Origin of the sequence: Curtobacterium sp. NPDC090217 (genome assembly GCF_044746705.1) — a bacterium.
Classification (GTDB): Bacteria; Actinomycetota; Actinomycetes; order Actinomycetales; family Microbacteriaceae; genus Curtobacterium.
Genome location: NZ_JBIVCR010000001.1, coordinates 357,797 through 382,316, shown reverse-complemented (window position 1 = coordinate 382,316; position 24,520 = coordinate 357,797). Strand labels below are relative to the sequence as shown.

General features: G+C 72.1%; 25 protein-coding genes. 10 read left to right on the top strand and 15 right to left on the bottom strand.

Features of this window, described 5'->3' with window-relative positions; all coding sequences use genetic code 11:
• Positions 1–237: 237 nt before the first annotated feature.
• The 10 genes from ACIPJ2_RS01835 to ACIPJ2_RS01790 all read right to left on the bottom strand — a co-directional run bounded on the left by ACIPJ2_RS01835 (position 238) and on the right by ACIPJ2_RS01790 (position 13,258).
• On the bottom strand, positions 238–3,672 hold the full coding sequence (locus ACIPJ2_RS01835; protein WP_402727294.1) for a hypothetical protein: 3,435 nt from the start codon (positions 3,670–3,672) through the stop codon (positions 238–240).
• Between the two features lie 31 nt (positions 3,673–3,703).
• A complete protein-coding gene (locus ACIPJ2_RS01830) occupies positions 3,704–4,012 on the bottom strand; it encodes a hypothetical protein (protein WP_402727293.1) in 309 nt (102 codons plus the stop codon).
• The gene (locus ACIPJ2_RS01825; protein ID WP_402727292.1) at positions 4,005–4,481 is read right to left on the bottom strand and encodes a WXG100 family type VII secretion target; all 477 of its coding nucleotides are present in this window, start codon (positions 4,479–4,481) and stop codon (positions 4,005–4,007) included. The genes ACIPJ2_RS01830 and ACIPJ2_RS01825 overlap by 8 nt, the downstream gene beginning before the upstream one ends.
• A 97-nt stretch (positions 4,482–4,578) precedes the next feature.
• Positions 4,579–4,869, bottom strand: a complete 291-nt coding sequence (locus ACIPJ2_RS01820) for a WXG100 family type VII secretion target (RefSeq protein ID WP_071299535.1) — start codon at positions 4,867–4,869, stop codon at positions 4,579–4,581.
• 183 nt (positions 4,870–5,052) lie between these two features.
• Positions 5,053–5,382, bottom strand: coding sequence for a hypothetical protein (locus ACIPJ2_RS01815; RefSeq protein ID WP_402727291.1), 330 nt, complete (start codon positions 5,380–5,382; stop codon positions 5,053–5,055).
• Positions 5,383–5,387: 5 nt separating this feature from the next.
• Positions 5,388–6,098 (bottom strand): hypothetical protein, encoded by a 711-nt coding sequence (locus tag ACIPJ2_RS01810; protein ID WP_402727290.1) that lies wholly within the window; start codon positions 6,096–6,098, stop codon positions 5,388–5,390.
• A gap of 93 nt (positions 6,099–6,191) precedes the next feature.
• Positions 6,192–6,995 (bottom strand): hypothetical protein, encoded by an 804-nt coding sequence (locus ACIPJ2_RS01805; RefSeq protein WP_402727289.1) that lies wholly within the window; start codon positions 6,993–6,995, stop codon positions 6,192–6,194.
• On the bottom strand, positions 6,992–7,561 hold the full coding sequence (locus ACIPJ2_RS01800; protein WP_402727288.1) for an FHA domain-containing protein: 570 nt from the start codon (positions 7,559–7,561) through the stop codon (positions 6,992–6,994). The genes ACIPJ2_RS01805 and ACIPJ2_RS01800 overlap by 4 nt, the downstream gene beginning before the upstream one ends.
• An 82-nt stretch (positions 7,562–7,643) precedes the next feature.
• On the bottom strand, positions 7,644–11,972 hold the full coding sequence (locus ACIPJ2_RS01795; RefSeq protein ID WP_402727287.1) for an FtsK/SpoIIIE domain-containing protein: 4,329 nt from the start codon (positions 11,970–11,972) through the stop codon (positions 7,644–7,646).
• The gene (locus ACIPJ2_RS01790; RefSeq protein ID WP_402727286.1) at positions 11,969–13,258 is read right to left on the bottom strand and encodes an Ig-like domain-containing protein; all 1,290 of its coding nucleotides are present in this window, start codon (positions 13,256–13,258) and stop codon (positions 11,969–11,971) included. The genes ACIPJ2_RS01795 and ACIPJ2_RS01790 overlap by 4 nt, the downstream gene beginning before the upstream one ends.
• A 162-nt stretch (positions 13,259–13,420) precedes the next feature.
• On the opposite strand from ACIPJ2_RS01790, the gene ACIPJ2_RS01785 reads away from it, so the two are divergent.
• The 7 genes from ACIPJ2_RS01785 (at position 13,421) to ACIPJ2_RS01755 (ending at position 17,772) form a co-directional block, all read left to right on the top strand.
• Positions 13,421–14,122, top strand: coding sequence for a hypothetical protein (locus ACIPJ2_RS01785; RefSeq protein WP_402727285.1), 702 nt, complete (start codon positions 13,421–13,423; stop codon positions 14,120–14,122).
• The gene (locus ACIPJ2_RS01780) at positions 14,122–14,712 is read left to right on the top strand and encodes a GTP-binding protein (RefSeq protein ID WP_402727284.1); all 591 of its coding nucleotides are present in this window, start codon (positions 14,122–14,124) and stop codon (positions 14,710–14,712) included. The genes ACIPJ2_RS01785 and ACIPJ2_RS01780 overlap by 1 nt, the downstream gene beginning before the upstream one ends.
• Positions 14,712–15,143: a roadblock/LC7 domain-containing protein gene (locus ACIPJ2_RS01775; protein WP_402727283.1), complete on the top strand. Its 432-nt coding sequence runs from the start codon at positions 14,712–14,714 to the stop codon at positions 15,141–15,143. Before ACIPJ2_RS01780 ends, ACIPJ2_RS01775 begins: the two co-directional genes overlap by 1 nt.
• An 86-nt stretch (positions 15,144–15,229) precedes the next feature.
• Positions 15,230–15,589: a hypothetical protein gene (locus ACIPJ2_RS01770; RefSeq protein WP_281266048.1), complete on the top strand. Its 360-nt coding sequence runs from the start codon at positions 15,230–15,232 to the stop codon at positions 15,587–15,589.
• A 111-nt stretch (positions 15,590–15,700) separates the two neighbouring features.
• On the top strand, positions 15,701–16,339 hold the full coding sequence (locus ACIPJ2_RS01765; RefSeq protein WP_402727282.1) for a hypothetical protein: 639 nt from the start codon (positions 15,701–15,703) through the stop codon (positions 16,337–16,339).
• Positions 16,329–17,126, top strand: coding sequence for a hypothetical protein (locus ACIPJ2_RS01760; protein WP_402727281.1), 798 nt, complete (start codon positions 16,329–16,331; stop codon positions 17,124–17,126). The genes ACIPJ2_RS01765 and ACIPJ2_RS01760 overlap by 11 nt, the downstream gene beginning before the upstream one ends.
• A gap of 82 nt (positions 17,127–17,208) precedes the next feature.
• Positions 17,209–17,772: a hypothetical protein gene (locus tag ACIPJ2_RS01755; protein ID WP_402727280.1), complete on the top strand. Its 564-nt coding sequence runs from the start codon at positions 17,209–17,211 to the stop codon at positions 17,770–17,772.
• 231 nt (positions 17,773–18,003) lie between these two features.
• On the opposite strand, the gene ACIPJ2_RS01750 is transcribed toward ACIPJ2_RS01755, so the two are convergent.
• The 5 genes from ACIPJ2_RS01750 to ACIPJ2_RS01730 form a co-directional block, all read right to left on the bottom strand.
• A complete protein-coding gene (locus ACIPJ2_RS01750; protein ID WP_402727279.1) occupies positions 18,004–18,699 on the bottom strand; it encodes a CGNR zinc finger domain-containing protein in 696 nt (231 codons plus the stop codon).
• A gap of 17 nt (positions 18,700–18,716) precedes the next feature.
• A complete protein-coding gene (locus ACIPJ2_RS01745; protein WP_402727278.1) occupies positions 18,717–19,223 on the bottom strand; it encodes a SprT-like domain-containing protein in 507 nt (168 codons plus the stop codon).
• Complete coding sequence (locus tag ACIPJ2_RS01740) at positions 19,220–20,062, bottom strand: hypothetical protein (RefSeq protein ID WP_402727277.1); 843 nt, start codon at positions 20,060–20,062, stop codon at positions 19,220–19,222. The genes ACIPJ2_RS01745 and ACIPJ2_RS01740 overlap by 4 nt, the downstream gene beginning before the upstream one ends.
• A 55-nt stretch (positions 20,063–20,117) precedes the next feature.
• On the bottom strand, positions 20,118–20,891 hold the full coding sequence (locus ACIPJ2_RS01735; protein WP_402727276.1) for a DUF4064 domain-containing protein: 774 nt from the start codon (positions 20,889–20,891) through the stop codon (positions 20,118–20,120).
• Positions 20,892–20,987: 96 nt separating this feature from the next.
• The gene (locus tag ACIPJ2_RS01730; protein ID WP_402727275.1) at positions 20,988–21,830 is read right to left on the bottom strand and encodes a spermidine synthase; all 843 of its coding nucleotides are present in this window, start codon (positions 21,828–21,830) and stop codon (positions 20,988–20,990) included.
• A 130-nt stretch (positions 21,831–21,960) separates the two neighbouring features.
• Here ACIPJ2_RS01730 and ACIPJ2_RS01725 point away from each other — a divergent pair, with 130 nt between their 5' ends.
• The 3 genes from ACIPJ2_RS01725 to ACIPJ2_RS01715 are packed head-to-tail and all read left to right on the top strand — an operon-like array spanning position 21,961 to position 24,415.
• Entirely contained in the window at positions 21,961–22,461 is a 501-nt protein-coding gene (locus ACIPJ2_RS01725; RefSeq protein ID WP_281266039.1) for a hypothetical protein, read from the top strand.
• The gene (locus ACIPJ2_RS01720; protein WP_402727274.1) at positions 22,458–23,747 is read left to right on the top strand and encodes a sensor histidine kinase; all 1,290 of its coding nucleotides are present in this window, start codon (positions 22,458–22,460) and stop codon (positions 23,745–23,747) included. Before ACIPJ2_RS01725 ends, ACIPJ2_RS01720 begins: the two co-directional genes overlap by 4 nt.
• Entirely contained in the window at positions 23,744–24,415 is a 672-nt protein-coding gene (locus tag ACIPJ2_RS01715) for a response regulator (RefSeq protein ID WP_402727273.1), read from the top strand. The genes ACIPJ2_RS01720 and ACIPJ2_RS01715 overlap by 4 nt, the downstream gene beginning before the upstream one ends.
• Positions 24,416–24,520 lie beyond the last annotated feature (105 nt).

Below are 24,520 nucleotides of genomic sequence, written 5' to 3'. Positions count from 1 at the left end.
CTCGCGAGCCGAACACGGAGAGCGCGCCGTCCGGGGATTCCACGACCTCGACGGCAAGACCGTTCCACCACGCACTGGTCCGACGCCGAACGAGGCGCACGCCATCGCGGGGGACGCGTACCTCCACGGCATCGTGGATGATCACGTGATGGCCGTTCGGGGTGATTCGGCCCATTCGACCGGTCGCGAGTACTTCGTCGCCGGAGTACGCAGTCGTCATGGAGCCACGGACTCCAATCACGTCCGCCAACGCGCGCCGTCCCACTTCGCGACCAATTCCTGAGTGCCGTCTGGGTTGTAGCGCCAGAGTTCAGCGCCGTCGGTCAGCCGGAGATTGTTGCGGAGCTCGACCTCGGGTGTGTAGTGCTCGTAGTGGCCGGCCCAGCCGTTGCCACGGAACGGGTCAAAGCTCTCCTTGTCAAAGGACTTCGAGGTGTTCGTCTTGAGCGCTGCAAGCATCTTGGTGCGGAAGTCTGCCTGCGCGTCGGAGCCGTCTGGGAGGGCATCGGCGAGTTGGTTCAGCCGACTGTGGCGCTCTCCGTTGGACATCGCTGCCCATTCACGCTGATCGATCGTTCCGTCGTCGAGCCACTTCCGTATCGTCTGGAGCGGTTTCATCCGGTCGAAGACGTCGGAGTCGGACCGCCCCGAGCTGTCGAACTCGGTTTCGATGCGCATACGGATCCCGTGGATGGGCGAATTGCTCGGATTGGGGAAAGACGTCGTGTTGTAGCCGAGCCCGAGCTTCTGGAACACCCGGAGTGGGGTGATCGGCGCATGGTTCGAGATCCCGGTGAGGTGCGAGAACTTCGCGATGAACCCGCCGAAGCCGTGGTCGCCGAAGTACCCGGGGGTGTCCGAATCGATCGCCTCGCGGATTCCGGTGACGTGGGTTTCCGGGATCACCTTCTGGACGACGTCTCCGGTCTCGATGGGGTCGAGTCCCTTGCGGATGTCGAGCAAGGTGTCCATCTGATCGGGAGTCAGACGGTGAATCGGCTTGCTCACGAGCCGTCGGAATTCGCGACGGCTGAGTCCGTGGTCGTGCAGCTTGGCGTCGAGCTCTTGGCGGTAGGAAGCGGAATCGCGTGCGACGGCCGATTCCGGGAATTCGGGTCGGAGCGGCGGACGAGTCCCGCTGGAGGCATCTGAGCCACCGCCGTTGTCGCTGAGCGCCTCGCCGCCGGTGTCGAACCGCGAGGTCGGACCGACTGTGCGCGTGGCGGTCGGGTGTGCAGCGACGGCAGTCGCGGCCGTGGCGCTCGACCCTGCTGCGGCCGCGTGCCCCGCGTCGACCTGGTCCGTGTGGTCCGCAGGAGCGGGTGCATCGGTGGAGTCGTGGCCGTGGAGCGAGGCGGGCTGTTCGTGTGTCCCTGCGCTCGTGATCTTCGACTCGGTGGAGACGATGTCCGCGTGGGACGGGGACTCGGCGTGCGAGACCGCATCACGGACGTCGCCGCCGGCGATGTGCTCGGATGTGGTCGACGTCGTGTCCACGTGGTCAGACCCGTGCTGGGACGGCACCGAGTCAGCAGCGGTGCCGCGCGTTGCGGCGTCGTGGGAGGAGCCGACCGCAGCATCCGCGTGCTCAGGCGCCTCAGCGTGCGCAGGAGCGTCCGTGTGGGCGGATGCGTCCGCGTGCGCAGGTGCCTCCGCGTGTGCGGGGGTGTCCGCGTGCGCAGGCGCTTCAGCGTGGGCCGGGGTGTCCGTGTCCGCGGGGGCATCCGCGTGTGCAGGAGTCCCCGCGTGCGCCGGAGCGTCGGCGTGCGTGGTCGACTCGGTGTGTGTCGGCGTGTCCGCGTGTGCGGGGGCATCCGCGTGTGCAGGAGTCTCCGCGTGCGCCGGAGCGTCGGCGTGCGTGGTCGACTCGGTGTGTGTCGGCGTGTCCGCGTGCCCGGCGCCCTCGGCGTGCCCGGCACCGACGTCGTGCGACGAGGCGTCGACGTGGTCCACGTGCGTGACGACGTTCTCTCCGCCGGCGTGGGCGGTCGTGCCGCCACCGTGCGCAGCACCCGTCACCACCGGGGTCTGCGACCCGTCGATGTGCGGTCGTTCGCCCGAGTGCGTCGACGACGCCGACGACGTGTGTCCCGCGCCGGAGACGACCGGGCCGTCGGTGTGCACCGTCGTCCCGGAACCTGCTGCCGTCGTGTGCGCACCGGCACCCGAACCGGCGCCGACCGAGGTACCGAGGTCGACGTCGACCTCGGTCGTCGTGACGTGAGTGGTGTCCAGGTCGACGTCCGCGCCGTGCGTTCCGGTCGCGCCGTGCATCCCGGTGCCACCGTGCGCGTCTGACCCGCCCGCGCCTGACCCGCCCGCGTCGGACCCCCCGCTCGCGTGGGCGCCACGCGCCTCGATGCCCCCGTGGATACCGTCCGCCGCCCCGCCGCCGACGGTGCCGAAGACGAGCGACTGGATGACGTTGAAGTCCTGCCCGTTGGTCTTGGCGGTCACGTAGTCACCCGCGACCCCTGATGCCGCTCCGGTGGCGGCGCCGCGCCCCGTGGAGAGCACGACGTGCGTCGCAGTGGTCCTCGTCGCGGCGCCGGCGCCCGTGCGGCCGATGAGCCCCAGGCCGCCGCCGATGCTGCCACCGACCGCACCGCCGAGCAGTGCGCCGGTCCAGCCGTCGGTGAAGGACTTCCCCTCGACGAGGGTGTTCGTGAACCCCTGCGAGATGACACCGGTCGCCATCCCCTTGAAGGTCTCGCCGGCGATCTTCGCGAACTTCGATCCGCGGCCGACGGCCTGGAAGAGGCGGACGCCGTTCTCGATCGCCTCGCGCGGGATGCGCGACAGGCTGATCAGGCGGTTGATGACCTCGGCAATGCGCACCACGAAGCGCATGACCGTCGCGGACGTCGCGGCAGCGCCGACCACTGCCGAGGCGCCGAAGGTGAAGAAGCTCAGCGCGATGCTGACACCGACCTCGACGCCGACGGCGATCGCCAGCTCCTTGATGATGTCCATGATCTCGTTGCGGGCGTCGACGGTCTGCTGGATCAGGCCGTGCAGCGCCTGGATGGCCTGGTCGGACGCGTCGCCCATGGACTGCACGACCGTGGCGATGGAGTTGCGAGCGCCGTCCATCGCGTTCCACTGCGGGATCTCGGACGCTGCGGCGACCGCGAGCGCGCCAGTGATGTTGCCGCGGACGGTCGCGAGCTGGTCGCGGTACGCCTCCCAGGCACCGACTGCCTTGCCCATCTTGTCGGTGTCCGCCAGCGGCAGGTGGAGGCCCATTGAGGCGAGTGCCTCTTCGACCCAGCCCTGGAACTCCCCGAGCGCGCCCGGCCAGCCCTCACCCATCGCGGTCGGTACCGAGGTCGGCAGGCTGACGTCGTGCGTCGGGATGGAGATCCCGCCGTCGCTGTCCTGGAAGGCGCCCGCGAGCTCGGCGCGCTTGTACGCCGCGCCGGTGGCGCCCATGATCGAGTCGAACGCGGCCAGGGTCTGCGCGACGCCCTCGCTCGCTTCCCCGGCCTGAGCCGCGATGGAGTCGTAGGAGTCGATCCACTCCTTCGACGCCTCGTCGGGGCCGGCCATGCCGCCGGACGACGACAGGACCGAGTGCAGCGAGCGCCACGCGGTCGCGAGGTCGTGCGACGCCGAGGCCATGTCGTTGCCGTCGCGGGCGATGCCGAAGGCGTCGAGGCGAACGTTCGTCATGCGGTGGGATCCCCTTGTCCGTGGCCGCGGGTCACGCGAGCTGTGCCTGGAAGTCGTTCCAGGCGGTGTTGAGCGCGTCGATGGTCTGCTGGTACGCCTGGAGCACGAGCGTCGAGTGCTGCGTGAGCCCCTCGGCTGCGCTGGCCAGCGTGGTCGCCTGGGCGGACCACTGCTGGAACGTCGCCTGGAACGACGTCATCGCGGCGCCCTGCCACTCGGCCGGCAGGACTGCGGCGAACGACTGCGCACCCTGCTGGAGCAGGAGGCAGTACTCGTGGAGCTGCGTCATCGACTGCACGAGCTGGGTGAGGGTGGCGATGTCCGCCTGCTGCTCACTCATCGGTGCCCGCCGTGTCGGCCTGGGCAGCGACGACCCGTCGTGCCGACTTCTCTCGGTCGTCGACGCCGTTGCCGCCGGTCACGCCACCCGCGCTGATGATCGTCGCGCCCGAGGCCGCGGGCGCCGTCGTCTCCCCGGCAGCGCCGTCGATCTTGCGGACCGGGACGACGTGCTTGTTCTCGAGGAAGTTGCCGGAGAGTCCGGTCTCGTTGAGCTCGTACGACGCGCCCGCTTGACGGAGGCGTTCGGCGAGGTCGCGGAGCGTGGCTGCGAGAGCGGCCGAGCCCGCCTGGAAGTCGGTCCAGGAGCGCTGGAACGTCGCAGCGTCCTCGCCCTTCCAGATGACGTCGACGACGCTCTGCACGTGCGAGTTCGTCGAGCCGACCTGCGACTCGAACGTCGTGACGACGGACTGCAACGTCTGTGCCACCTGACCGAGTGTCTCGGTCCTGACTCTGTACTGCGCCATTGGTACCCCCGCGGATCGGCCGACTCCCGTGATCGCCCCTTCGGTCGATCACTGCTGCTGCTGGGTGGCCCGGAGCGGTCTGCTCCGGGCCGACCGATCAGCGGAAGGTGCCGGAGATCGAGTTCTCGGACTCCTCGTACGACAGGGCTGCGCGCGAGAGCAGCTGGCTGATGCCCGCGAGGGACTCCTTCAGCTGCACGGCCGACTGGTCCCACTGCTGGTACAGGTCCTGGAACGAGCCGGACGCTGCGCCCGACCAGTCGCCACCGACGAGACCGTCGACGAGCGACTTCAGGTTCTGCAGCTGCGACTCGATCGACTGCGAGCCGGACTGCAGCTGGTTCGAGACGCCCGAGAGCGATTCGGAAGTGACGCGGATGTCCGCCATGGTTCCCTCCAAGAAACACTGGTGTGTCCTGGGGTCGATCCGCTGACCTACCCCCCAATTCGGTCCGACCCCCGTTCGGGGGCGGTGGACCGTGCAGCAGCATAGCCGATGCTGCGCACTGCAACGAAGGTTACTCAGGACTGTGGCGATCCGTCGACTGTCCATGCCGACGCATCGACCGGGTCACCAGCCGGGGTGCCCCGCGCAGGCCTTCCCGAGCAGGTCGACGCCGTGCTCGTGGTGCGTGACCGCAGCCCAGAGCGCCGGGCCGTCGCGGTGCTCGAGCGCTCGGTCGACCTCGGCGAAGAAGACCGGCGCTGATGCGGTCCACCTGGCCAGACTCGCGTCGACCGACAGTGCCGTGGCGTCGTTCGTCACGGCGCGGAGCCGCTCGACCGCCTGTGACACCGGGAGGAAGCCGTCAGCGCCTTGCGCGCCGATCGCGGCGGCGACGACGTCCATCACCGGGCCGCGGAACCTGCTGCAGAGCGCAGCCGTTGCGTCGTCGGACATCCTGTTCACTTCGCTTCCGAGCGGCCGTCGAAGACCGCGATGCCGGAGTTCGTCCGGAAGAACTCACCCTGTTCGAGCATGTTCGCCGTTCGCGAGGCCGGCAGCCCACGGGCCGCGGCGAACGCGCGGAGCGTGCGATCGAGCAGGTCGGCGTCCGCATCGGTGTAGTACGAGTCGCCGATGAGCTGGACCGCGCCGAAGTCGGGCGCACCGGAGCGGGCCCAGAGCTTGATCCACCGGCGGTAGCGGGGCGGATCCACGCGCTGGCGGAGCGCGGGCCCGTCGGCGACGGCGATCGTCAGGTAGTGGTTGGCGGAGCCGACCGACTGCGTCCAGCGCTCGGCGACGCCGCGGATCCCGCGGGACCGGGCGTACCGGTCGGCGCGGTCCTGGTCCACAACGGTGAAGACGGCGACGATCTCCTGCCAGGCCACGGTGCCGAGGACCGGGATGTCCACCCCGGCGTCCGACACGGTGATCCCGCGCGAGGTGTCGCCGAGCGTCTGCGCCATCCGGTTGCGGCGGAAGCGCAGGACCGAGAAGAAGTAGAACGCGGCGACGAGCGTCAGCCCGTGCGCGACGATGATGGGGCCGAGCAGCCCGAGAACGCTCGTCACGACCTCTGCGGCGACGACCACCACGACGGTCCCGATCAGCGTCGCCCGCTCGCGTCGGACCACAGCGGCGTACCGCTCCGGATCCGGCGTGATGGTCACGGGCCTCGGACCCGCCGGCACGTCAGGCATCATCGACACTTCGCCCCTCGTCGTCTGTCGGCCCGGCGCCGCCCGCCGGGTTCCCGCGAAAGCCTAGTGCCGGAACGGGTTGCCGGGGACGTCCGCTGGCTTCGGGGGGACGACCCCGTCGACGGTGACGCCGCTCAGCAGGCTCGCGTACTCGGCGAAGTCGGACGCGCCGAGCGACTCCACGGCGTGGATGCCACGTGCCTGTGCCTGGACGAGCACAGCGGCCGTGATCTTCCTCGTGTCGTCGAACGACAGCACCGTGTCGAGGTCGAGGATGTACTGCGCGAACGCCGGACCGTTCACGTTCGTGAAGGTCTCGAAACCCTTCGCCCAGCGCTGGTCGACCACCTGCGACCGCAGGGCGGGTGCGTCCTCGAGCAGGAACCAGAGCTGCCTGGTCGCCTTGCCGTTGCCGGCCGCCCACACCTCCGCCGTGCCCGCGACGTTGCGCTGGCCACGCTTCTGCGCGAGCCGCGTGGACTCGTCGACCGCGAACACCGCTCGCACGCTGCTCCAGTCGATGAGCGGGACGAGCGGTGTGTGCAGCCCGCTGTTGGAGACCCCGAGCAGGAGCCCGGGTTCGCCCCCGGCCGGGCGGAGCAGCGAGAGTCGACGCCGCAGCAGGACGATCGCGAGGATCCCACCGACGACGAAGAGGAGCAAGCCGAGGACGATCGGACCGAGTCGCCCCCACAGCAGCACGAGCGCGAGCACAACGACGACGGACACGATGAGCAGGACCGCGTCGCGGAGGTTCCTGCTCGCGATCCTCCGGAAGCGTTCTGCGTCGTAGTGGACGTCGAACCGTCCGTCCTGCGCGAAGAACCGCTGCCAGCTCTGGCGGGTGGCGTCGTCGAGCACCGTCACCGGACCCGCGCCCCCACCGACCCGAACCACAGCTCGTCCCCCGGGACGAGCTCCACGGGCAGCCCCTCCGGGCACCGGTCCTCCCGGTCTCCTCGCCGGAGCACGGTGCCGTTGCCCGACCCACGATCGACCACGCGCAACCCCGACGCCCCGAACACCACCGCTGCGTGCACCCGCGACATCGACCGGTCCGGGTCGTCCAGCGCGAACGCGGCAGCGCCTTCAGCAGCCGCGATGTCCTCCGGCCGCCGACCGAGCAGCACGGTGCCCTCCCGCACCACGAGCGTCTGTCCGGTGGTGAAGACCAGCTGCGGCAGACCGGGTGCGGCGACCGGCGGGGCGGCGGTGATCCGGGCCTCCAGTCCGTCGGCGGGACCCGGCGACGGACGGGACGGAGCAGCGGGTGGCGGCGGGACGGACGCCGACGGCTGCGGCGGCACCTCGGACGTGTCGCTCACCGGGGCGGGCGTCGAGCGCCGTCCACCGGTGGCGAGCTGGCCGCACGACAGGCAGAACATGCTGTTCGGCCGGAGCTCGGCTCCGCAGTACGAGCAGCGTGCAGCCATCCGTCGTCATCCCCCGTCTCGCGCTTCCAGCGTCACAGCCTACGGGAGGCTCCGATCACCCGGCACGGGCACCGCACGTCCGTCAGGCGGCCGGGTCGGGCACCTGCACCTGCGTCCACTCGCCGCGGCGGTGGATCGCGCCGCCTCCGGCGGGCTGGCGCCCGACCATCCACTTCGGCACCTTCTGCCCGAACAGCTGGGTCCCCTGCAGAGCGCTGGACGGCGAGAGGATCATGCCCTCCTGGGTGCGCCGGACCTCGCCGTAGGGGCCGCTGAAGGTCTTCGCGGCCGCGTCCGGGTTGGTCGCGACGACGAACACGAAGCGTGCGCGGTCGCCCATCAGGGAGTTCTCGAGCGGGGTGTTCGACACGAGTTCGGCGTCGTCGATGAGCACGGTGATGAGTTCCGCGGGGTCCTCGTAGCGACCGATCGCGGGTCCGAGGTCCATGAAGCCCATCGGGTCGGTGAGGAGCGGTACGTCCGCCTCGCGTGCCCAGGTCTGGAAGACGGAGGGCTTCGTCGCGACGGCGATGACGGGGCGTCCTGCCCAGACGAGCTGGTGCGCGATCGACGTGAGCGCGGTGGACCGGCCGGTGCCGCGCTCGCCGACGACCTGGAACCCGCCGGCGGCCGGCCAGTCCAGGGTGATGCGGGCGAGTTCGTCGCCGCCGACGCCGGCGGTGGGGCCGTCGGCGGGGTGGCCGGTCGCGACGGGGAGGTCCTGCGCCTCGGCGAGGGACACCCGGGAGGGCAGCGCGTCGACGCGGAACGGGTCCTGCCCGACGGTGTCCGTCCACCGTTCGACGGCGGCGGAGACCGTGCCGCGGAGGGCTGCCGCCTGGGCCTCGGCGGAGGCGTCCTGGCCGAGGACGGCGAGCTGGGCCTCGCGGACGGTCGCGCCGAAGAACACGCGCCCGGCCGGGACGGTCTCGGGGAGCTCCCGCACCATCACCCCGGTGCCGCGGTAGTCGTTCACGTCGCGCATCGGGAGCACGTACTGGTCGCTGATGAACCCGGCGATGCGGTCGGCGGCGACGGTCTTGTCGCCGGTGACGACGACGCGGATGCCGGCGGCGGGTCCTTCGCGGAGGACCCGGGTCATCTGCTCGCGGATCGGCAGCAGGTCCTCGGGCTGCATCGAGCTCGTGGCGCGGTCCCACCCGTCCACGGCGACGACGATGTACGGCAGCGCGTCCGTAGGGTGCGCGCGGCGCTGCTCGACGATGGTGCCCACGGCGGCGCGGGAGAGCACGCCCTGGCGGCGGGCGAGCTCCTCGATCAGCCGGTCCATCAGGCGCGGGAGCCGAGCCGGTTCGAGCGGGGTGACGACGGCACCGGTGTGCGGGGCCTGCGCGAGGGGCAGCATCCCGCCGTTGCCGTGGTCGATCACGTACAGGTGCAGGTCGTTTGGGCTCATCCGCTCGACGGCCTGCGCGAGGACGGTCCGGAGCGCGGTGGTCCGGCCGGACAATGCCCCGCCGAGGAACATCAGGTGCGTCCCCGCCTCGAGGTCCCACGTCAGCGGGCGCTGGGTCTGCTGGCCGGGGACGTCCTCGATGCCGAGCGTGACGGTCGTCGGGGCACCCGCTCCGCCCGCGACCTGCGACAGGGGCAGGAGCGACGGCAGCGGCATCAGCCACGGCGAGGAGTTCTTCGGGATGCCGAGCGACTCGGTCGCCCGGGTGACGACGTCGACGAGCGCGCGGAGGTCGGTGTCGTCGTGGTCGACGGGCGCTGCCGCGTGACGCCGGACGGGGAAGCGCGGGGCGTAGCCGACGCCCTCCCAGTCCACGGGGGCGATCTTCGGCAGCTGCCGCTGGACCCGCTGCACACCCTGGCGGATGCCGGCGACGCGGGCGGTCTGGAACCCGCTGGGCATGGCCCCGAGACCGGCCCGCACGAAGCCGCGGCCGGGGGTGGCCTGGCTGATGAGCGCCGCCTCGGGGGAGCCGAGCACGTCGGTGGAGTCGGCGCGGTCGGTCACGCGGAGCGCCACGCGGAGGTTGATGTTCGACTGCATCTCGGGCGTGATCACCCCGGACGGACGCTGCGTCGCGAGGACGAGGTGCACGCCGAGGGACCGGCCGACACGGGCGATGCGCACGAGTCCGTCGATGAAGTCCGGGTGCTCGGTCTTCAGCTCGGCGAACTCGTCGATGACGATCATCAGTCGCGCGAGTCCGTTGCGGGCGGCGGCGTCCGGGTCCTTCGACCAGGCGGCGTCGACGTCCTTCACGCCGAGCTCCGGCAGGCGCAGCACCGTCTCGCGGCGCTTCAGCTCGGCGTCGAGCGAGGTCAGGGCGCGCTCGGTCTCACGGGCGTCGAGGTTCGTCACCATGCCGACGGTGTGCGGCAGGCGGGAGCAGTCCGCGAACGCCGAGGCGCCCTTGTAGTCGACGAGCACGAAGTTGAGCGCGTCCGGGCGGTTCGCCATCGCGAGCGAGACCACGAGCGCCTGCAGGAACTCCGACTTGCCGGAGCCCGTCGTGCCGGCGACGAGGGCGTGCGGGCCGTCCGCGGCGATGTCGATCGCGAACTCGCCGTCCGCTCCTGCTCCGACGACGACGTGCGTCCGACGCGGCGAGCGCTGCCACCTGGCGACGATCGGCGCCGGGTCGTCGAGGTCGACGCCGAGCAGGTCCACGTAGCGGACGCTCGTCGGCAGCATGCCCTCGTCGCCGACGCCGGAGACGTGGCGGATCGAGCACAGGCTGCGGGCGATGCGCTCGGCGGTGGGCACCGACAGCCCGTCGAGGAGCACGGACGCGTGGTACTCGGCGTCCGATTCCAGCCGGGCGAGCGAGCGGTCGTCGGCGTCGACGGCCACGACGGTGCGGGACTCCTCGGGGAGCCGAGCGCGGTCGCTGTCGAGTGCGACGACGTGCACACCGACGAGTGCGCCCTGCTCGAGCACCTGCACCATGCCGGGGAGCGTGCGGTACTCGCGGGCGCCGTCGACGACGAGCACCACGTCGGTGTCGAAGTCCCGCGCGCTGACGGCGGAACCCGCACGCGAGCGGGTCTGCACGAGCGCGGCGAGCTCGCGGATGCGCTCCCGTCGGGCGTCGTCGGTGTTGCCGATGAGCGCGAAGGCGCCGTCCTCGGCCTGCTGCGTGTGGGGGAGCCACTGGGTCCACTCCCACCTGCTGGCGTCCTCGTCCCCGCAGACCACGACGATGCGGGTGTCACGGGGGGAGCGGAGGGTGGCGACGGCGGCGAGCATCGACCGGACGAGCGCGCGGGTCACGTCGCCCGGCCCCGCGATGCCGACGACCCCTGCTGACAGGTCGACGTCCACCGGAGCCGGCGCGACGCCGACGTGGTGCGGCGAGGCGTTCTTCGCCTTGCCGCCCTGGAAGTTCGCCTGCAGCGGGACCTCGGCGACGCCGACGCGCACGTGCAGGGCGTCCGCGTCGCGCTTCCGGCGCTCCCACAGGCGCGCGAGCGGCCGGGTGGCGATGTCGCGGATCACCACGGGGTCGACGCTCCGGTACCAGGAGTCGAGGCGCTGTTCGCGGACGAGCTGCGCGATGCGGACCCGGGTGTCGGCGATGTCCTGCCGCCACTCCTCGAACGTCTTCACGCCCTTCTTCTTCGCCCGCGAGCGCTGGGTCAGGAACGTGCCGACGACCATCACGGGCGAGGCCGCCGCCATCATGAGCATGATCGGCCGCGCGAACACGAATGCCATCGTCACGCCGAGCACCACCGGGATCACGGCGGACAGCCACGGCATCGGGGTCTTGTCGACGTCGTCGGGCTGGTCACCCGGCAGCACCACGGTCGGCGGGGTCGCCGGTGGCATGATCCGCGAGCTCCGGTTGAAGCCGCGCATGCCGACCTCGTCGGGGGCCAGGTCAGCGTCGACGTACGGTTCGATGCCGATGCGGAACACCGAGCTGCCGATCTGCACGACGTCGGCGGGGACGATGTCCGCGGTCCCCGTGACGGCCCGGCCGTTCACGACGACGCCGTCGGCTCCGTCCATCACGCTGAGCACGGCGCGCAGCGGACCGGGCATCGCGGGAGTGGGGGTGCTCTCCGGCGAACCGTGGTCGAGCGCGATGGTCGCGTGGTGCGGCCGCAGGAACGGGTCGGCGACGCAGAGCTCCATGGCGCCGGAGCTGCCGATGCGCAGCGGTCCGTCGAGGGGCAGCGGCACGGTCTCGCCGGAGAACGGTCCGCCGACGACCTCGAGCCGCGGTCGCCCCGGGGGCAGTTCGCTCGGTGCCCGGGCGGGGAGCGTCGACCCGTTCAGGATCCCGGCGTCGGCCAACGACGTCTCCGGAGCGGCACCAGGCGCGATGGTGGCCGGGTCGACCCCGAGTCCGGCCGCCACCTCGGCGACGCTCGTGACGTCGGTCGCGTCGACCACGAAGGTCGCGTCCTGCAGGCTGAGCCGGAGCGTCATCGGTTTCCGTTCGTGATGCGGTCGAGTGGTGCCGTGAGCGGGGTGAGGAGTCCGGTGGACCCGCCGCCTGCGGCGGTGTCGTCCTCGGACGGCAGGGTGCGGACGACGCTGTGCGCGGTCGTCGCCCCGGTGTCGGCCTGGAGGCCCGTGGCCGGGTACCGCACGCCGCGGTCGTCGTCCGTCGCCACCGTCCCGGACGCGGTGGCGACCGTCCGCGCGCCCTCGCGTGGGAGCACGGTCACGGTACCGGTCGCCTGGTCGCCGGAGGCGGTGCGGACGTGGAAGGAGAACTGGTCGGCGGCGCGCATCGCCCCGTCGGGACGGGCTGTGCCGTCCGGACGATACGTGGCGGTGCCGTCGTCGGCGCAGGTGACGGTGCCCGCGACCGGGGTGCCGCACCCGTCGATCGTCACGGTGCCCTGCTGCGCGTCGGCCAGGTCGTGCAGGTCGATCGTCACGGAGCCGTCGGCACCGAGTCGGCGCACGACGTCGTCAGCGGCGATGCCGGACTCCCCCTGGTCCACGAACACCGCCTTCACCTTCGCGGTGCCGGAGTGTCCCTGGTCGTCGGTCGCACGGAGCCGCACGGTCGCGGTGCCCGTCCGGTCCTCGGGCCCGCGGACCAGCAGACCGGTGCTCGTCACCGTGGCGACGAACCCGGCGGGCTTCGTGGACACGACGGTCATCCGGGGCCCTGCCGCGCAGCCGTCGCAGCGGACGCCGAGGTCCGACCACGGGATCGACGCGGTCGTCCCCGCGGCGAAGGGGTAGTCGTAGGTCTGCCCGTCCAGGGTCGGAGGGGTCGGCGGTGCCAGCGACACGAGGTACGTGACGTCGAGGTCGAACGACGCGGAACGCAGCGGCACGGTCATGAGCACCGTCCCGAAGTCCGTCCGGTAGCCCTTCGACGTGAGCGAGAGCGAGTCGCCTGAGCACGCCATCGCGACGCCCGTCGGCACGTTCACGCGCCCGCAGTCGGCGACCGTCCACCCGTCGCCGAGCGCCACGTCGGCCTTGCCGGTGTACGGGACGGCGACCCGCACGGGGTCCGACGCCGCTGCCGCCCCGTCGGTCGAGCCGGTCGAGCCGGTCGAGTCGGCCGCCGCTGTGTCGACCTGCGCTGTGTCGACCCGCGCTGTGTCCAGCCGCTGTGGGCCGTTCGCCGCCTGCGCGGCCGGAGCCGGGCCTCCCGTCAGTGCGACGAGGCCGACCGCAGCGAGCGCGACGGACGCGAGCACGGCACCCAGCCGCCCTCGTCCAGCCGTCGTCGCACGCCCCCGGAGCACGACCTCATGATAGGCGGCGCGCACCTCCCCGACAGGTGCCGCCCAGACGGGGGCTTCCGGGGACCTCCGCCCGACCGCTTGGATCGGAGGGTCCGAACGGGTGCGCACCGGCTCCCGAGGGGAGACGGCCGGGGGTACCGGCCCCAGGAGGAGACACCACCGATGGAGCCAGCACCGATGGAGCCCGTACTGCCGGACGGGGCCGTCGGCCGCGTGCCCGTCATGTCCGACGACACGGGAGCGATGCCGCGCTTCGGCTGGACCCGGGTCGCCATGGCGCTCCGGCCGATGTGGGACGCGCAGGACGACGTGCTGCGCGTCGAGATCGCCGGACACGAGCCACTGCTCATCGACGTCACCGCGAACGCCTACTGGTGGTCCACCGACCTCGCCGACATGCCGATCGAGCCGCTCGAGCTCCGGGTCGGCCGCGAGTCCCGCGAACAGGACTCCGCCGTCACGACGACGCCGGGCAACGAGCTCCAGTCGCTCCTCTGGCACATCGGCCTCAACTCCTTCCCCGGTGAGCTCGCCTGGTGGCTGCAGCGCGACGACACCTACCGGCTGCAGCGCTGGCCGAACTTCACCACGCTCGCGCACACCCCCGACCACGTGCGGATGACGTCCATGCTCGGGTACGCGTCGCTCACGGTCGACGAGCTCGCCGAGCAGGCGAACGTCGCGCCCGCCGAGGCCCGTCGCGTGGTCAACGCCTTCAGCCTGATGCGGATCCTCCGGTCGACGGCCCCCGACGTCGCGATGGCCCGTCCGGCGTTCGACCGCCCCGTCGTCACCGCCACGGCCACCGCCGCACCCGCCCGCGGCGGGCTGTTCCGCCGTCTGCTCGACCGGCTGGCACGCTGATGGCCGAGCACGTCATCCTGTTCGCCGGCCCGATGGGCGCCGGCAAGACCACCGCGATCGAGGCGCTCAGCGAGGTCCCCGTCGTCCGGACCGAGGCCGCGAACACCGACCGCGAGACGGCGGACAAGGCGACCACGACGGTGGCGCTCGACTACGGCGAGATCACCGTCGGCGACGTCGACAAGGTGCGGCTGTACGGCATCCCGGGACAGCGCCGGTTCGACTTCATGTGGCAGATCCTGAAGGACCGCGCGCGCGGGCTCGTCGTGCTCGTGAACGCCGATGCGCCCGACCCCGTCGCGAGCATGCTCGAGTTCATCGAGGAGTTCCGCGACCTGCACGACCGCGGCGGTGTCGTGGTCGGGGTGACCCGTGCGGACGTCGTCGGCGGGACCTCCACCGCCGCGTTCTCCGACGCCCTGTCCGCGGCGCACCCCGAGATGCTCGTGCCCGTCTTCACCGTCGACCCCCGCGAGCCGGAGCAGATGACCACCGTCCTGCTGACGCTCGTCGCCAACATCGAGATGCGCGCGGCCATGGCGCCAGTGGCTCCCGCTCCCGCTGCCGCTCCCGCGCAGGAAGTGCACTGATGTCACTCGCCCCCCACCAGGACCCCGTCGTCATCGACCTCGGTCGCGTCGAGCTCACCGCGATGCGCGACATGACCACGTCGCTGATCACCGCGTCGCTCCTCAGCGACGACGGCTTCGAGATCGTCCGCCTGTCCGACAGCGCCTCCGCACCGACCGACGGGGCCCGGTTCGCCAGCATGGCGAGCTCCATCCAGGCGCTCAGCGAGGCCGTCGCCCGCGAGCTCACGATGGGCACCAGCGAGTACGTCATCATCGCCGCCGAGCGCGGGCACGTGGTGCAGATGCGCATCCCGGGGCAGACGATCGTGCTCGCCGCCCTGTTCGACACCGACGAGATGCTCGGCAAGGCGCTGACCGTGTCCCGCCGCTGTGCCTCCCGCATCGCCGAGGCGCTCGCGGTCCCCGCTCCCGTCCCCGCCGGCTCCTGATCCGAGCCCGGCACCGAAGCTCCTCGCCACCGCGGCGGGGCCCGGCGCGTCCCTGCGCGTCGGTACCGAACGACAAGGAAACCCGAATGGCCACCATCACCGACTCCCTCAACGAACTCGTCTCCGTCGACGGCGCCATGGCCGCGGCCGTGGTCGACAGCGGCTCCGGCATGCTGCTCGGCGGCGCCGGCAGCGGCATCGACCTGGAGCTCGCTGCCGCCGGCAACACCGAGGTCGTCCGCGCGAAGCTCAAGACCGCGAAGTCCCTCGGTCTCGCCGACTCGATCGACGACATCCTCATCACGCTGTCCTCGCAGTTCCACATCATCCGCCCGCTGGCGAGCCACCCCGAGGTCTTCATCTACTTCGTGCTGGACCGCGCGAAGGCGAACCTCGCGCTGGCCCGCATGAAGGCCAAGGACATCGAGGGCTCGCTCACCTTCTGATCCGTCCCGACGGCCCCCGCGCGTGCTCGCGGGGGCCGTCGTCGTCCGTATGCTTGCCGTGCGATCCGCACCGTGGGGTCCGCATCACCGTCTTGGGGAGGAACCGGTCCGTTGAGCGAGTCACCACCCGTCGTCCCGCCGATCCCCTCCGTCCCGGTGCCGTCCGCTCCGTCACCGTCGACCTCGGCCGCGCCGTCCCAGCAGCGACAGGGCACCCGGCTCGGCTGGGACCCGGGGCAGCCGGCGCTCTACGAGCAGTGGGGCGTCCAGAGCCAGACCCCGAAGCGCGCGATGGGGTCGGACATCGGCGTCCTGCCCGAGCTCGAGCGCACCGAGACCACCCGCCGCCCGCTCTGGCGGCACCCGGCGTTCCTCGTCTCCGCGGCCCTCGCCCTGATCGCCGTCGTGATCGGTGCCGTGCTCGTCGTCCGCGCCGTCACCGCAGAGGGACCGCCGTCCCCGTCCGGCCTCGCGGTGCAGTCCGGCTCCGGGAACGTCCGGGTGTCCTGGAAGGGCGACGACGTCGCGTGGTCGGTGTTCGTCGTCGAACCCGGCACGAAGCCCATCGACGTCAGCCGGCTGGTCCGTGGCACCGAGGTCTGGATCCCGAAGTCGTCCGGCCTGTACGACGCCGACTCGTGCTTCGTCGTCCGCGCGACCGCCGACAACCAGGGCAAGAGCGTGCCGACGGACGCGGGTGCGCTCTCCGACCAGGGTGCGAAGCAGGTCTGCGTGGGCGATGCGGGCTGACGCACGCGTGCGCCGCTGGTCGGTCGCAGCCGGGGTCGTCGCGACGATGCTCGTGCTGACCGCGTGCTCCGGGCAGGCTCCGACGGACATCGCGGTCACCCCGACCGCCACCGGGTTCGGCGGGCAGGCCCCGGTGGACGGTACGAGGAACGGCATCGAGACCGTCGACGGGACGACCGCGCTGCAGGACGTCCTCGCGGCGATGCGCTCCGAGCCCGTCGTCGCGACGGGCACCGTCACCGAACTCGTGCCGGACCCCGCCGCCGCGAAGGGGTCCGGTGACACGGTGCCCGGCCGGGCCGTGCGGATCGACTACCGCGGCACGACCGAGGACTCCGCGCTGCGACTGTCCGTCGGCGACGTGTCCCTCGATGCCCGTCGCCGGGCCGACGACGTGTGGGTGTCCGGCAACGCCGCGTTCGCCGCGCAGTCCGGTCTCGCGAAGGTGACCAGCGGCCGTGTGTGCGTGCCAGCGACCTCCGCCACCGTGCGGGACCTGGCGCCGTTCACCGAGCCCGACGACCTGCTGCGGAGCATGCTCGGCACCGGGTCCGACGTCACGCTGCACCCCGGGGCGGTCACCGGCACCGGCGACGACGCCCGCGTGCAGATCGTCGTCGCGAACGGGTCCTCCCCGATCGGGTCGCTCGTGGTCTCCGCCGTGGGGGAGCCCGTGCCGTACTCGTTCCGGGCATCGGACACCACCGGAACCGTCGAGCTCTCCTTCGCCGACTGGGGGAAGTCCCAGGACCTCGGCGATCCCGACCACGTCGTCACCGACTGCTGACGGCGCCTGTCCCGACCCGCGCCGGACGCGAGGTTGATTCGACGACGTGCCCCGAGCCTCCCGGGTCCGTACCGTGGCGACCATGCAGGGGACCAGACGACGACTGACCACGGCGAGCGTGCTCGCCATCGCCGCCGCCGCGATGCTCAGCGGGTGCGCGCAGGGCGGCCACGACATGGGTGACTCCGTGACGACGAAGCTCAACGGCTCCGCGTTCCACGGGCAGCTCGACATCCGCGCCACGAAGGTCGAGCGGGTCACCGCGGCCGCGATGGACCAGTTCGGGTTGAACCCGAAGGGCGACGACGCGTACCTCGCGCACTTCACCGTCAAGCGGGTGTCCGGTGCGTTCGACCCGGACGCGGTCGGAGACCTGACGAACGACGCGTGGGGGCTCCGTGCGGCCGACAAGCTGCAGGCCGGGCCGGAGCTCGCCGCGAGCGACCGGAACGACGTGCTGCAGGAGGCGTGCCCGTTCGACCGGAAGGCGATCACGTCGGCGCTGACGGGTACCGGCACCGCGGACGTCTGCGCCGTGCTGCTGGCGCCGAAGGACTCCACCGTCGACGCGGTGAGCTACATGCGTGCGGCGCCCGTGGACGAGGCCCCCGAGGGCGACTCGACGATCACCTGGCGCGCGGAGTAGGCGCGCGCTTGCGTGCGGGTCGGCTCCGGCTGCCCGCGCCGGTTCCGGTTGCCCGCGCCCGTTCCGGTTGTCGACTCGGAACGACAGAGTCGCTGTCGTACGACACCGGTCATGTCGCTCCCACGCGCCCGCAACAGTTGCACGCGCGGGACTGCGACAGCATCGCTGTCGTACGACGACGGTCCTGTCGTTCGGGGTCGGTGACGTTCGACGCGCTCGCCGACCCGCAGGTCAGGCGGCGGCGCGCCGAGCGCGGTGCGCGCGCACCTTCGCGCGGTTCCCGCAGCGCTGCATCGCGCACCACCGGCGCGTGCCGCCGCGGGACGAGTCGTAGAACACGAGCCCGCAGTCCGGCGCCGAGCAGCGGCTGAGGCGGGTCGGTCGGCCGTCGGCCTCCACGTCGTCGAACCCGACCTCGGTGAACAGGGCGACGGCGTCGCGAGCGACGCTCGAGAGCGCCTGTGCGAGCCGCACACGGTTCGCTCCGGCCCGGCGACGGCCACCCGGGAGGCTCGGGGGCACGTCCGGCAGGGCGGCGAACAGGTTGACGGTGTCGATGTCGTCTGGCGCGGGGCGCGTGCGGCCGGTCCCGGCACGCAGGCTGGCGGCGACCGCGGTGCGCTCGGCAGCCGTGGACGCCGGCGCGGGCGCCGCCGCGACCGCGAGACGGCCGATGGCGGCGCGGAGTTCACGGGCGTCCTGCAGCTCGCGGGCGCTCGCGCCGACGTCGATCGGTTCGGTGTGGTCGCTCAACCACTCGTCGAGGTCGGCCGGCGTGACGAGGAGTTCACCGAGCTGGGCGCGGGGGCGTCGGCCGTCGGGGTCGTCGGCGAACCCGCCGGTGTGCGCGAAGTCGAGGGCGATCCGTCCGGCGTCGAAGAACCACGACGACCCCGAGTCCGTGCGGATGTGCTGCCCCGTCTGCATCCGCCCAGGCTAACGGGTTACCGGCGCGCCTCGGTGCCGAGTTCGGAACGCGCGGGCTCGGTCCGGGCGACGTCCGCCCGGCGGGTCCACGTGATGAGGTGGCGCTCGTCGAACCGGCGGGAGCACTTCGCGCACGCCAACGGTCTGGTCGGCGTGCGGTAGCGGAAGTGCTCGTGTCCCGCCGGGCACTCGCCGACCCACGGGGCCAGTTCGCTGGCGATCGGGCCGTCGTGCAGGCGGGACCCGGTGTACCCGATCGAGGCAGCCGTGCGCCGCCACTTCGGCCCGTGCCCGGCGCGGGCGCCGCTCAGGGCGTGCGCGACCTCGTGCAGCAGGACCTGCTCGACGTCGTCGTCCGAGAACCGCACGGCGAGGTGCTTGCTCACGGTGATCCGGCGCTTGGCGAAGTCGCACTGGCCCGCACGGGTCTTGGCGTTGTCGAAGCCGAACGACCACGACCCGGTGCCCAGGTGCGCCGCGATGAGCTCCGCGGCGCGGGAGCGGACCTGGTCGAGCGACGTCACCGGTCGGCTGGGCCCTGCCGCTGGGAGCGGTCGGTGCGGTCGGCGCGATCGGAGAGCTTGCCCCAGAGGCTGTCCGCCTCGGTGCGGGCGGCATCCGGTGCCCCGAGGACCCGGCGGCGGACCGGCGGGACCTCCTTCACGGGCTCGGCGACGCGCGTGACCGGGTCGGTCTCGCGACGGACCGCTGCCTCTCGTGCGGTGCGGGGACGGTCGGCGGTCGGGCGCTCGGGAGCTGCCGCCGGCTGGGCGATGGACGCGCGCATCGCCGCCTCGACGGCCGAGCGGAGCGCGTCGGTGCGTTCGGACGGGGCCCCGGCGGCGCGGAACGCCTCGTACGAGCGACCGAGGATTTCGCGCGCCTCCTCGAAGCGGTTCAGCTCGAACAGCGACCAGCCCTCGAGCTCGGCGGCAGCGCCCTCGAGCTCAGGCCATTCCTCCGTCGCCGCCGTGTCGCGGGCGAGGGCCGATTCGGTCGCGGCCCGCTCGTACCGGCCGAGGTCGTGCAGGACGTGCGCACGCCGGATCCGTGCGGCGACCTTGTCGGCGCGTTCCCCCGTGAACATGGTCAGCCGGAAGACCTCTTCCGCGACGACGAGGGCCTCGTCGAGGCGGCCGAGCAGGCGCAGGAGTTCCGCGCGCTCGGCGAGGGCCTCGGTGCTGCGGCTCTGCCCGAGGGCACGGAGGCGGTCCTGGACCACCTGCACGTCCACGGCCGGACGGAGGCTGATGGGCGCGAAGGTGCTGCCCGGGCTGACACCGGCGGTGACGGGAGCCGCGTGGCGCGGTTCCCGGGCGCGGTCGTCCAGGTCGTCGAGGTGCTGGCGGTCGTCGGGGGACATCAGGGTCGAGGGTAACCGTGCGTGCCCGGGAGCGGCCGGTGCCACACGCGGTTGCTCAGGAGACGCCGTTCGAGACCGCGACCGCGGCGACCGCCGCGTACGTGACGAGCACCGCGATCACCGCGACGATCGCGAGCACGACGGCGAACACACCCCAGCCGCGTCCGCGCTTCGTCGCGATCGCGATGATGCCCTGCACCAGGGCCCAGAGACCGATCACCGTCCCCAGGAGGAACAGCACGCCAGCACCCGCGAGCGCCGGGTCGTTCTCCATGTCCTGGAACTGCGACGGGTCCGGGGTCGTGCTCCCGCCGTTCTGCAGGAGCTGGTCGAACGCGCTGCTGTGAACGATCGCGGTGCCGAAGAGGTAGCCGGTGATGACGCCGACCACGAGTGCGACGAGCCCGAGGACGAACGCGATGACACCGACGGTCTTCTTCTTCGCCTTCGGTTCCTCGTAGCTCTGCCACCCGGGGGCGCCGGCGGACGCGGGTGCCGCTGCTGCGTGCTGCTGACCGCCCCACGTCGGAGCGCCCTGCTGCTGGTCGTACTGCTGCTGGCCGTACTGCTGCTGGCCGTACTGCGGCTGCTGCTGGCCGTACTGCTGCTGGCCGTACTGCGGCTGCTGCGGTGCGGCCTGCTCGCCGTACTGCGGCTGCTGCGGTGCGGCCTGCTCGCCGTACTGCGGTGCGGAGGCCGGGGTGATGCGCTCGCCGTATCGCGGTGCATCGTCCTGCGGAGCCGCCGGCTGCTGCGGAGCGGGCTCGCCCCAGGTCGGTGCCTGGCCGTCGCCCGGCCGGTCCTCGTTGCTCCGGTCGTCGTTCGTCATGAGCGCTTCCCCGTCTCGTTCGTCCACGCACCTGCGCGGTCGTTCAGCACCCATCCTGGCAGCGGCACCACCAGGTTGCCCGCAAGCAGGTCCGGGTCAGGCGCCGAAGACGGACCGGTTCGGTTCGGGAGACGCGACGGCCGTCGCGTCGGTGACGATGGGCGCACCGGCGATGAACGACCGGAGCTCCGCGCCGTGCACGACCTTCGCGGGCATCGGGTCGGACGAGTACCGGCGGGGCATGTCCGCGACCGGGAGGTCCGTGGGGGAGCCGAGCAGCACGATGTTGCCGAACCGACGGCCCTTGAGCATGCCGGTGTCCGCGACGGCCGCGACGGACGGCAGCACCGACTGCAGCGTCGACGCCTGGCCCCTGGCGAAGGCGAGGCCGGCACCGTCGGCGACGTTCACTGCGACGATGCCCGTCGGGGACAGGAACTCGGCGACCTCGCGGTAGAACTCGACGCTCGTCACGTGTGCCGGGATCCGTGCGCCGCCGAACACGTCCACCACGGCCAGGTCGACGGTGCCGCGGAGCCCGTGGGGGAGCTTGCCGAGGACCTCGCGCGCATCGCCGTACCGGACCCGGATCGAGGCGCCCCGGGGGAACGGCAGGGCCTCACGCACCTGGTCGACCAGGTCGCGCTCGAGCTCGATCACCTGCTGCCGGGAACCCGGTCGGGTCACCGCGACGTAGCGCGGGAGCGTCAGGGCACCGGCGCCGAGGTGCAGTGCCGTGATCGGTCCGGGCGGCAGCAGGTCGATGGCGTGGCCGATCCGACGGATGTACTCGAACGCCAGGTGGGTCGGGTCCTCGAGGTCGACGTGCGACTGCGGCGTGCCGTCGACGACGAGCGTGAACGAGCCCGGCCGGTGCCGGTCGGGCTCGATCACCGAGAACCCGGCACCGAGCTTGAACCCGTCGAACGCATCAGCCATGGGTCCATGGAACACCACGCGATCACCACCCACGTCCCCACCCGTGGTTGGTGTGGCCCGCTGAGCGTCCGAACCACGATGGGATCACCGGTCGGGAACCCCCGCCGGACCCCACCGAAAGGCACACATCATGTCGGTCCAGCTCATCGCGAACATCGTCATCGGGCTCGCGCTCGTCGGGTTCCTGGCGTACCGGCAGGCGACCTGGCGCTACCTCGACCCGGCCCGGATCTGGCGCACCCCGCTCGTGATGGCGGTCATCGGCGTCGTCGTCCTGGCGCAGACGAAGGCCACGATCACCACGACGGACATCGTCTTCCTCGGCATCGAGGCGCTCATCTCGGTCGGCGTGGGTCTGGCGATGGGCACCATGACCCGCTTCCGGACGGTGTCGACCCCTGATGACAAGGGCCGCACGATCCAGTCCCGCACCGGCTGGTACGGCGCCGGACTCTGGTTCGTGCTCATCGCCGTGCGAGTCGGGCTGGACGTCGTCGGCGGGAACATGGGCGCACACCTCCTCACCTCCACCGGCGCGATCCTGCTGATGCTCGCGATCAACCGTGCCGCCCGCGCGCTCGTCATCGACCAGCGCATCCCCGGACGGACCCGCGGCATGATGGTCAGGTGACCTTGCTGTCCGTCCCCGAGCCGACCGACCCGTCCGCGGGCCGGTCGCGTTCGCGTCTCGGGTGGGTGCTGAGCGCCGTCGGCATCGTCGCCGTCACGTTCTGGTTCATCAGGAACGGCATCGCCGAGGAGCTCCCACCGTGGGTCTGGGTCGTCGGTGGCGTGACGATCGCGGCGTGGACGTTCCGGGAGTTCGTCAGGACGCCCCGCACGATGGCGGCAGCCGGCGCGGTCATGGTCGTCGCGGGCTCCGCGGTGGTCGCTCCGACCGACGCGCTGATGATCGCGGCGGTGATCGTCGGCATCGTCGTGCTGCAGGCGAGCGCAGCGGTCCCGGTGTGGACCGGAGTCGTCGCCGCGCTGGTCGCCCTCGTCGAGATCGCCGTCTCCGCGAGTCTCGAGGGCGCCACCGTGCAGTTCGTCCTCGGGTCGTGCGCCGGTCTCGTCCTCGGGATCCTCGTCGGGTTCAGCCGGCGGCAGTACCGCGTCGCCGAGCAGCAGGCGCGCCAGGCCGAACGCGACCAGCAGCGCGCCCGGCTCCTGGCCGACCGGTCGCGGGCCGCTCGGGACATCCACGACGTCCTCGCGCACTCCCTCGGCGGCCTGGTGCTGCAGCTCGACGCGGTGGAGGCCCTGCTCGAGGCCGGCCGGGTCGACGAGGCCACGCAGCGTGCCGGTGCCGCGCGCACCCTCGCGGCCGACGGTCTCGCCGAGGCCCGCCGTGCGGTGCACGCCCTCCGCGACGACGCAGAAACGGACACGCACGCAGCCGCAGCCGCGGACACGCACGCAGCCGCAGCCGCGGACACGCACGCCGCCGCAGACACAGACCCAGCCGCGACCACGGACACAGCCCCAGCCGCAGCACCCGACGCCAGCCTGCACCCCCTCGTCGCCGCCCACCGTGACTTCGGCGGGGAACTCGTCGTCACCGGCGACCTCGCCCTCGCCGACCTGGACGACGCCCACCGCGCCGTCGTCGTCGCGAGCACCCGGGAGGCCCTGAGCAACGCCCGCCGCCACGCCCCCGGCCGACCGGTGTCCCTCTCGGTGATCCGGGACGGCGACGCCGTCGACGTGGTCGTCGCCAACCCGCTCTCCGGCGGCGGGCACGGGTTGATCGGCATCCACGAGCGCTTCGCGGAGCTGGACGCCGGCGCCACCGTCGAGGCCGAACGCTCCGAGGACGAGTTCGTCGTCGCGATGCACGTCCCCGTCGCCGGCGCCCGCGTCGACGAACCAGACGCGCAGGACGTGCGGAACGCGCAGGACGTGACGGACGCATGACCATCCGCGTGCTCGTCGTCGACGACCAGGCGATCGTGCGCGACGGCCTGGTGACGGTGCTGTCTATGGTGCCGGACCTCGAGGTCGTCGGAGAAGCAGCCGACGGGGCCGAGGCGCTCGCCGCGGTGGAACGGTGGTCCCCTGATGTCGTGCTGATGGACCTGCGGATGCCGGGCGTCGACGGTCCGACCGCCACCGCACGCATCACGGCCGAGCACCCCGACGTGGCCGTGCTCGTGCTGACGACCTTCGCCGACGACGAGTCCATCACCACCGCGCTCCGAGCAGGTGCCCGCGGCTACCTGACGAAGGACGCCGGTCGCGTGGAGATCGCCACCGCCATCCGCGCCGTCGCCTCGGGACAGTCCACGTTCGACGCCGCGGTCGGAGCACGACTCGTCGCACAGTTGACCGGAACGCCGCTGACCGGAACGCCGCCGACCCGGACGGACGTGTCCACGCCCCCTGCGTCCCTCCGGGAGCGCTTTCCCGAGCTCACCCCGCGTGAGGCCGACGTGCTCGAGCGCATCGCCGACGGCCGGACGAACCCGGAGATCGCCGCCGAGCTGTTCCTCACCGTGCCGACCGTGAAGTCGTACGTGAACCAGCTGTTCCAGAAGCTCGGTGTCCGCACCCGCGCGGAGGCCGTCGCCCTCGCCCTGCGCTGACGCGCGAGCGCGGCCGGCCGGCTGATGCGCGCGCACCGCCGCCCAGATGAATGCGTACACATGAACGGCCAGTGAACGCCAAGCGTCCTGACGTATCGTCGACGA